Here is an 8,674-nt window from a genome sequence, read left to right as displayed (position 1 = left end):
AAACTACAAAGGCGCCGGTGTCGTGACAATACCTTTAGTTATAGCAGTTTAAACTCAATCATTTGTGCTTAAATTTCATATAAGATGTACCGCTAAATTTCGATTTGCATTAAGCCAGTTTTTTGTTGACACCTGTTCTGAAGTACCTTTTCCCAAGATCAGCATAACGAACGCCTGCCGATCAGGGCGTAAATTTTGCCCTAAAAACCCCTTATACCAGAATAGTTGCCGCTTCTTTGCGGCAAACAATTTGACGTACATTATCCAGCCTTTGTCTTACTAGGTTAGGCATCAATTATCATAGCTGTTTATTTAAACGTGAAAGGAAATCCGCAAAAAATAGGCTTACAATGCTTGAGTTTTTTTGTAGGGCAGTTTGCCAGAGCCAATGATTCTAAAAATCACCAACAACACTTATTATAGGTACTATCATCAAGGCCAAAAGTCTTTAATCTATGGATAATTCTCAGCATAACTACACCGCTCATGCTTTTTATAAAAACCTCCCCAATGGTCGATGTTCTGGCACACTATCTATCGAAAACGGTAGAATCAGCTTTATTGGTGGTGAACAGAAACTAGCCATTCCTATTGAAGGCAGCGAGTTTAAATTGGGCGGTGCAAGTAATCGCCTGGTATTTATCTCTCATCCAGACTGGCCAGAGCTGTCGTACTACACCAGTGACCGATCGATACTGAATGATCCTTTATTGATTGATCATCCTACAATTGCTGTCCAGCTATCTCATGCCAAACGAAAACGCACAACAAACCATATCATCTTTATAGTCGTTAGCCTGCTATTTATTGCCAGTCCATTTTCACTTTACTTCGCCATAGACCCAATGGCTGCAATGATTGCTCGGCAGGTACCAGCAGACTGGGAACAAACTCTAGCCAAACAAGCCTTAAAACAGTATCAGTTAGAAAGCACGTTCATGCCTGATAAGCAGGCTGAGTTACTACTTAAACCTCTTACCAGCCCCCTATTAGCCGCATTACCTGATAAACGCTATGATTTTCATTTTTCAATTTCATTAGATGAGGAAGTCAATGCCTTTGCATTACCTGGAGGCTATATTGTTATTCATTCAGGACTCATATTAAAAGCAGACAGTGCCGAAGAATTACTGGGTGTTGTTGCCCATGAAATTGCGCATGTGACAGAGCAACATGGACTACGCAATATGATCAGTGCCAGTGGCACATTTATTATCATAGATGCATTCCTTGGCGATATGACAGGACTTTTAGCAGTAATTGCCGAGGCTGCTCCCTTATTAATCAACCAGAGTTACTCCAGACAGTTTGAAGCTGATGCCGATGAAAAAGGTGTTGTGCTATTAAAAGCTGCCAATATTAACCCTCAAGGACTCCACCAATTCTTCAAGAAAATTCAAGAGGAAGAAAAAAAACGCTTAGCGCAAGTTACCGATGATGAAAATCACGCGTTAATCCAACAATCTTTGGCATTACTGAGCAGCCACCCAACTACATCAGATCGAATTGATCAGCTAAAATTACTCACACAAGCAAATAGTGCTTCATTTCGTAATCTGGATAAAGAATTTGACAAATTGAAACAAGCTGTACAACAATTTGTGACTCATACTTCATCGGACATAACTACAGATGAAAACTGAAATTAAAGGTGGGCGAGCCTTTTCTTACTTAGATGTTAAACTATCTCCTGGAGAGAGAATAACCGCTGAGTCTGATGCTATGGCAACCATGTCAGCGGACTTAGACTTGAATTCTCGTTTTAATGGTGGTTTTTTTCCTGCATTAGCACGTCATTTTTTAGGTGGTGAAACCTTATTTATTAATGAGTTCGCTAATAATACTAAAAGTACTCGACAGATAACCCTTGCTCAGCCAACTCCTGGCGAAATTAAAGCCACTGAGTTAAAAGGACAAACGCTTTACTTGCAACCTGGTGCATTTTTAGCCTGTACTGAGGGTATTAAAGTAGGCGTCAAGTGGGCTGGTTTTGTTTCCTGGTTAGCCAAAGAAGGTCTGTTTAAAATTGTGGTTAAGGGCAATGGCACAGTATGGTACGGTGCTTTTGGCGCACTTTTAGAAAAGCAAATCGATGGCGAATATATTGTTGATACCAGCCATTTAGTTGCCTACGAACCCACCATTAAACTCAAGCTACAATTAGCGGGTGGCATTTTTTCCAGCCTTTTTAGTGGTGAAGGGTTAGTAACACGTGTCGTAGGCAAAGGCAAAATCACCATACAAACACGTAGTTTATCTGGGCTAGCAGGTTGGATAAACCCTAAACTACCTTAGTGTCTGTTGATGTTTTCACAAAGGGCCTCTTAATGGAAATACAGCTATTGCATCGGCCAGGAAATACTGCGGCTAAAGTCACCTTAAACCCCACTGAGGTGTGCACTGCTGAATCTGGTGCCATGATTGCGATGAGCAATAACATAAACGTTACTACCACCACCCATAAGCGAGGCAAAGGCAGTATTCTAAAAGCTGTAAAGCGGATGGTCGCTGGTGAGTCATTATTCATTAACCATTTTGAAGCACAAAACACCACGGGTGAGGTATGGTTAGGCACAGCTTTAGCTGGCGATATGGAAGTCATGACGCTGGATAATGAAACACTGATTGTACAAGGCAGTTCATTTCTCGCCTGTGAACATGCCATTGAGATTGACCTGGGTTGGCAGGGGTTTAAATCAATATTATCTGGCGAGCGGGTATTTTGGGTCCATTTAAAAGGCTCAGGTAAAGTACTTATAAGCTCTTTTGGCGCTATTTATCCTATTCATGTGGATGGTGAGTATATTGTTGATACGGGCCATATTGTCGCCTTCAATGAAACATTGGACTTTACCATCACCAAAGCAGGAAAAAGCTGGTTGCATTCATTTTTGGGTGGAGAAGGTTTAGTCTGTAAGTTTCATGGTAAAGGTACTGTTTGGTGTCAGTCACATAATCCTAGTAGCTTTGGCGCTATGCTCGGCGGTGATCTGAGATCTCGATAGGTTTTGTCTTATTTTAAGTGAATGGCTTTTAATCTGTGATAACAAGCTTTAAACCATAGATTAATTAAAGTGATAATTAAGTTTAAGCGCCGTAAGCAGAGACAAAAGCGATTCGCACAGGAAGTTCACAAATGCAAGATAACCAATATCACGTAACATTAACAGGTAAAATAGCAGATGCTACAAATATAGAGCATGCATCCGCTCAGTTTGCTCGTTTGTTCAAAACAACACCAGAAGTAGCGATGCAAACATTACAAAAAGGTCCAGTCACGATAAAAAGAAATGTTGATCAGGCAACCGCTATTAAAATTCGTAATCTATTGGATAAGTTAGGTATTGGCTGTCGTATTTTAACTGCAGACGAAGCTGATGCTGAAGCAAGAGCAGCTACTCAAAACCTTTCTGTAAACAACAACACGTCAGTAAAAAAAGACTCCTCCTCACCCATCAGTGACACATTTGAATCACCAACCGATCATCCTGGCTTACAGTTTAAAATAGAAGGTAAACCTGATTACAGTTTTCTAACAATCCAATTACCTGCCAATCAAACCTTAAAAGTAGAAGCCTCGGCCATGGCAACTATGGACACCCATATCGAGATGAAAACGAAACTTAAGGGTGGCCTGGGACGATTTGTAACAGGAGAGTCTATTTTCATAAATGAGTTTACTGCCGCCCATGGTCCCGGTGAAATTGGTATTGCACCAGGCGCGCCTGGCGATATGATGCATGTGTATTTAAATGATGAAGTATTGTACTTGCAAAATTCCGCATTTGTCGCTTCGGCTATGTCCGTAAACATTGAAACAAAGTGGCAAGGCTTTACCAAAGGCTTTTTCTCTGGTGAAAATTTATTTTTAATCCGCGCATCGGGTAAAGGCGATTTATGGTTCAATAGCTATGGAGCTATTATCGAAATTGATGTTCAGGATAATTATGTGGTCGATACTGGCAATATTGTAGCGTTTACCGAACACCTCGACTATAAAATTAGTAAAGTGGGTGGTTATAAATCATTATTTTTCTCAGGTGAAGGCTTTGTTTGTCGTTTTTCTGGTAAAGGTAAGGTATGGATTCAAACCCGTGGAGTAGATGCTTTCGCATGGTGGGCACATGCTTACCGTCCTGCACGCAGCAGTGGGTAATATGCCCTTTATGAGTCCTTTTTTAACCACTCAACTCAGGAGGTAATACATCATATTTAGCAATACCCTCCGGAAAAACGGCCCAGCTTGGAGCAGAGGCCGTATAAATAGCCATATTGGGCTTTAAGTTCTCATGGTTATCTAAGGTGCTCGCAGAAACAGAATAAAAATTCCCTACTGTAACTTCAATACATAGCGTAGTTCCACAATGACCGCAAATATTGTGTATCATATCTTTTCCTGAGTCACCCAGGCGGGTATACAATATAGGCTGCCCTTTTGTAAAAGTAAGCTTTTCTTTTGGTACCCACACACCAAACCACTTATCAGAACCAGTATGCACTTGACAACTTTTACAGTAACAAAATGCTGTATTAATTGGCTCTCCATCAATTGAGTATGCAACTGCTCCACATGCACACTGACCTTTAGATTCTCCCATACGATACCCCTTCTGTCTTTTTGAAAACACTTAAACAGAATAAACCAGCCCTACTGACAGCGTTATGTCAGTAGGCTGATACTGACTAGGGCCTGTTAACACTATTTGAATCACCACTGCCGTAGAGTATTTTTTCGCCTAGCTAGGCACAAGGAATGCCGTGTAGTCATTCTACATAAATGACTTGTAACACCGCTAGGCGGAAAAATAATCACGGCCCGAAGGGTTAAGACGGTAAAAGCACTACTCGTTGTTGCTCATTGTTCATTTAGAACAACTAAACTTCGCGCCTAGATGAGTGCTTTTACCGTCATAACAGTGATATTCAAATAGTGTTAACAGGCCCTAGCATTGCACAATAAAAACTAATTGGATAATTGTTAACTAGATCTGCACTGGATATAAATTTGCCATTGCCTGATCAACTGCCGCCCGGCACACCACGAAAGCTGATGCCGCCTGACATGTAACCGTTGCCTGATGAAGTTCAGTTAGATTATGTTCTACTTTAGCAATTTCTTCCGCATATTTTTCTTTTTGTACATTATTAGATTCAACAGCATAAAATGCTTGAAGTGACTGTTGATAGTCGTACTGCTTTAGAAGTGTAATCTTTATTTTTTCTTCCTGAATTTTAAAACCAGGGTCAACATAAGGTTCATTGGGTGGATTAAGGGCAAAGTGTCCAGAATCATCATAGCGCCGAGTGTCAAATGACAGCACTTTCATTGGCGCAGCGCTTAGGTCCTGGTGATAACCATTATCACCAAATAAGTAAGCAAACAATAAATTAGCGGTATTAAAGCAATCGTTAATATTTTCAATCTTACAGTACTGAGGATTATCCCTGAGCAACTGTTTTAATTTTGGGGTATTACCGCCTTTTGTTACCACATTAATGCTGTAAACAGCATCTTCTGCATAGTTGTACCACTCTTTGGTATATGTTTTTGTCTTTTTGACAAATAACACCCGTACTTTTACTTTAGTAACAAACTTTTTATATGCTTCCTTTGACTTAAAGTGCAACTTTGCCGTCACATAAACCTCACCTCCGGTATCCATATGATAGATAAACTCATCGCCGCAGTTACTCATTACGCTGGTTGGGTCTGCATGGGTCATTGCCTGCCCTAGAGATGTTAAACGACGATTTTCTAGAGTATAGTTGGGTCCATTGTAGGCAAGTTTAAGGGTTGAAGCTGCTGTCGTTTTATTTTCTGAGATACGCGATGTCATCGACACACTGACGGAGCCAGAAAATATAATAACATTTACGCCGCCTTTTATCTTACCAAAAACCTGCTCCATGGTATCTTTGACTTGGCGAGATCCTAAATAACTTAACTCGATGCTGGTATCTCCAGCTTTTTTCCAGTGCCCAGTAACACATGCCTGCTTTTTAAAACCACTACGACTATCAACACCAAGCCCAAGCCATGCTAACTGCGCATTATCTGCTATGTATTCAGCAGTCATCCCCTGAGAAGATAACGAAATCAATGATGCCGTTAAAAAACCAAGCAAACTAGATTTCAAAGCAGCCTTGTTTATAACACTAGACCCAATATCATAGTGAGCACTATGCATAATTGGTAGGATTGTGGTTATTTTTTTCACCGGGTTGGTTCCTACAAAGTAGTACCTAACTTGTGTGTACTATACCCTTCATAAAAAGGGTATAGCTTTAAAGATATTAATTTATGAAATAATCACCGTAAGTCGTTAACGCAAACTCACAAGGAGTCCACTCTAGGACACCATCGTTGGGTCTAGCATTATCAACAAAAACAGGTGCCCAGCGTAACTTACGATAAGCAAGCGACTGTCGATCGGTTTCCAAACCATTATTGGTGGCTGTTTGCCGTGCAACTTCACATTGATGCACAGATTTAATTTCACTGTTTACTTCTAACTGAGAGTGGTCATACTCAGCGATACAGGCTTCTTCTGCAGTGCTTGCACAGGTATCTTTGACGTTATTCCAATAATCGACACATTCAGTACCAAAAGGATGCTCCTGGCAGTACTTGGCAATGTCATAATATAGCCAAGCATTGTTATACGCCGCTTGTTTAATTTGCTCCACTTTCGTGCGCTGCTCACTCGGCATCCAACTAAAGTAACTTGCAAGTAAATCAGATGCACGTTGTTCATCCTTAATTGCGCGCTTATAATTATCCGTCATCTCATAGATAATTTGATCACGTTGCCAACTGACTTCTTGATATTCTGGAACTAAACGTTTCACGTCAACTGTACTACGGTCATAACGAGTTGTTTCATAGCTTACAACGTTGTAGTCACTTAATGAGTCAAACTGTGTTTGAAAATCAGTTTTTGCATACTGAATGGACTCTTCAAATAAATCAAAGCACGGCTTAGGGTTTTCCAATGAGCAAGTAATAATATTATTAGGAATAACTTTTAGTAATTCTATTGGATTACCCCCTTTTTGCAGTGCTCTCACAGTAATTTTAACCGATTTCTTAACCTCTTCATCCAGAAAATCCAGCTCACCTTTAACGGATACAATGCCCCCAGCAACATCAACGCCTAAATATCCCCCAATATTATCTTTATCACGGCTATTTAAAAACTCCACCTTCATGTTAACAAAAAGTTGGGCACCGTATTCAATGGAAGTCACAAACTCATCACCTGCCAGCTCGGCTAATTTATTTTGGTACTGAGTGGCTATGGCGTCTCCCACTGGAGATAAAACAAAACCTGTATTAGCGTTTTCAGGCAGTAAAACACGCTTTTTGGGTGTAGCTGTTGCACTGAAGGTATAAGAGCTGGCAAATTCTGACTCTGCAGCTTCTTTAGCGATATGAGCACCCGCATTAACCTGCACAACATTAATTGCTACAGAAGCATCAACACTACCATTAAGCATACTCAGGACTTCATCATAACTGGTATCCTGATCATAGGTAATGGTAAATTTAACACCACCATAATTCTGCCGCTCTACACCCGCAACAGGTTGATGGTTTAAAAAAATCTCTCTTGAACTGTCGTAAGCAGTACCTAATTGAATATGATCATTGACTAAGCCAGGAATTTTTGTGCCAAACCGTTCCGACATCATCGACCACGATCTTTCTGGCTGGTTATCAAATGGTAAATCTCTGTTCATTGCGGCAGCAGCATTATTCACACTCAGTGCTGTGCTCACCAACAGACCTGAAAATAATATTGATTTCATGTCCTTGCCCTGCCTTAATTAATCTTAATGGTGTATTCTTCAACTTCACCGAAACGGATATTGTTACATGGATTACGACTACCACCACCCACGTCCATAGTTATTCGCATTTTGGTAAATCCTGGTTTTGCATTGGCAGGAATTTTAATCAGTTTACTAATCGCCTCATCACTCACTTCATTGATTAAAATAGCTTCACCTTTATCAGAAAAATCACCATCTCTATTCCAGTCAATCCAACCGTGCCATGTTTCAGGCCATGCCATAACTGTAAAGCCAGGAGTAACTACCAGATGATAATTACCGCCACGGTCCACTTGAATAACACGTCCCCAAAAATTAGACAGGTTATTAGCACCACTAGTATTAGTAAACGTGCCAAACTCAACTTGTTTTATATAGCCCTTTGATGAATCTCTTGCAGATATTTTACAATAGTCCTTAAAATCAAAGCTGGTAATTAAGCCAATAATCCGATACCCCACAGGTATTGTTTTACAAGATTCACTGGCTGAAATACCCGCTTTCCAGTTAACGGGGTTTTCATGATCTTCATTACCAAACGTTAAATATTGAGGAAAGCTCTTAAGTCTGCCTTCTTCATAAAGCCATGATTTTTTTAATTCATTAATTTTATCCTGTTCAGATTGTAAGTCAGTAGCATCATACATTCTTTCCCAGGTTTCAACTAATAAACCACTATAGCATTTTTCTAGCCACTGAAAGCGACCAACAGCTTGAACAGGTGAAAGGATATCATCCCACATACCATAGTTTTGATATTGATTTGCACAGCTAACACTTGAAAAAAAAGCAGCCATGCAATAAAGCATAACGATTAAAATACGATTCTTTATTAACATCT

8 protein-coding genes are annotated in these 8,674 nt (G+C 40.1%); 4 read left to right on the top strand and 4 right to left on the bottom strand.

Annotated features, from left to right (window positions below):
- The first annotated feature begins 455 nt into the window (after positions 1-455).
- The 4 genes from KHS79_RS12380 to KHS79_RS12365 all read left to right on the top strand — a co-directional run bounded on the left by KHS79_RS12380 (position 456) and on the right by KHS79_RS12365 (position 4,156).
- Positions 456-1,643, top strand: coding sequence for a M48 family metallopeptidase (locus tag KHS79_RS12380; protein ID WP_212719373.1), 1,188 nt, complete (start codon positions 456-458; stop codon positions 1,641-1,643).
- Positions 1,633-2,295 (top strand): TIGR00266 family protein, encoded by a 663-nt coding sequence (locus KHS79_RS12375; protein ID WP_212719371.1) that lies wholly within the window; start codon positions 1,633-1,635, stop codon positions 2,293-2,295. The genes KHS79_RS12380 and KHS79_RS12375 overlap by 11 nt, the downstream gene beginning before the upstream one ends.
- Before the next feature lie 32 nt (positions 2,296-2,327).
- Entirely contained in the window at positions 2,328-3,005 is a 678-nt protein-coding gene (locus KHS79_RS12370) for a TIGR00266 family protein (RefSeq protein WP_212719368.1), read from the top strand.
- A gap of 131 nt (positions 3,006-3,136) precedes the next feature.
- Positions 3,137-4,156 carry a TIGR00266 family protein gene (locus KHS79_RS12365; protein WP_212719366.1) on the top strand — a complete coding sequence of 340 codons (1,020 nt, stop codon included), beginning with the start codon at positions 3,137-3,139 and terminating at the stop codon, positions 4,154-4,156.
- A gap of 22 nt (positions 4,157-4,178) precedes the next feature.
- Here KHS79_RS12365 and KHS79_RS12360 read toward each other — a convergent pair whose 3' ends face one another.
- The 4 genes from KHS79_RS12360 to KHS79_RS12345 all read right to left on the bottom strand — a co-directional run bounded on the left by KHS79_RS12360 (position 4,179) and on the right by KHS79_RS12345 (position 8,672).
- Complete coding sequence (locus KHS79_RS12360) at positions 4,179-4,598, bottom strand: GFA family protein (protein WP_212719365.1); 420 nt, start codon at positions 4,596-4,598, stop codon at positions 4,179-4,181.
- Between the two features lie 384 nt (positions 4,599-4,982).
- A complete protein-coding gene (locus KHS79_RS12355) occupies positions 4,983-6,218 on the bottom strand; it encodes a hypothetical protein (protein WP_212719363.1) in 1,236 nt (411 codons plus the stop codon).
- Between the two features lie 76 nt (positions 6,219-6,294).
- The gene (locus KHS79_RS12350; protein ID WP_212719361.1) at positions 6,295-7,809 is read right to left on the bottom strand and encodes an internalin; all 1,515 of its coding nucleotides are present in this window, start codon (positions 7,807-7,809) and stop codon (positions 6,295-6,297) included.
- Between the two features lie 14 nt (positions 7,810-7,823).
- A complete protein-coding gene (locus KHS79_RS12345; protein ID WP_212719359.1) occupies positions 7,824-8,672 on the bottom strand; it encodes a GEVED domain-containing protein in 849 nt (282 codons plus the stop codon).
- Between the last annotated feature and the right edge of the window lie 2 nt (positions 8,673-8,674).

It is taken from the genome of Zooshikella ganghwensis (assembly GCF_018263875.1).
Classification (GTDB): Bacteria; Pseudomonadota; Gammaproteobacteria; order Pseudomonadales; family Zooshikellaceae; genus Zooshikella; species Zooshikella ganghwensis.
Note: the sequence above shows the minus strand (reverse complement) of the source record. Positions and strands in the feature narration are given on the sequence as shown.

What these genes read in the sequence shown, in the direction of transcription:
- KHS79_RS12380 (WP_212719373.1), top strand. Translation starts at nt 456, where the DNA reads ATGGATAATTCTCAGCATAACTACACCGCTCATGCTTTTTATAAAAAC.
- KHS79_RS12375 (WP_212719371.1), top strand. Translation starts at nt 1,633, where the DNA reads ATGAAAACTGAAATTAAAGGTGGGCGAGCCTTTTCTTACTTAGATGTT.
- KHS79_RS12370 (WP_212719368.1), top strand. Translation starts at nt 2,328, where the DNA reads ATGGAAATACAGCTATTGCATCGGCCAGGAAATACTGCGGCTAAAGTC.
- KHS79_RS12365 (WP_212719366.1), top strand. Translation starts at nt 3,137, where the DNA reads ATGCAAGATAACCAATATCACGTAACATTAACAGGTAAAATAGCAGAT.
- KHS79_RS12360 (WP_212719365.1), bottom strand. Translation starts at nt 4,598, where the DNA reads ATGGGAGAATCTAAAGGTCAGTGTGCATGTGGAGCAGTTGCATACTCA.
- KHS79_RS12350 (WP_212719361.1), bottom strand. Translation starts at nt 7,809, where the DNA reads ATGAAATCAATATTATTTTCAGGTCTGTTGGTGAGCACAGCACTGAGT.
- KHS79_RS12345 (WP_212719359.1), bottom strand. Translation starts at nt 8,672, where the DNA reads ATGTTAATAAAGAATCGTATTTTAATCGTTATGCTTTATTGCATGGCT.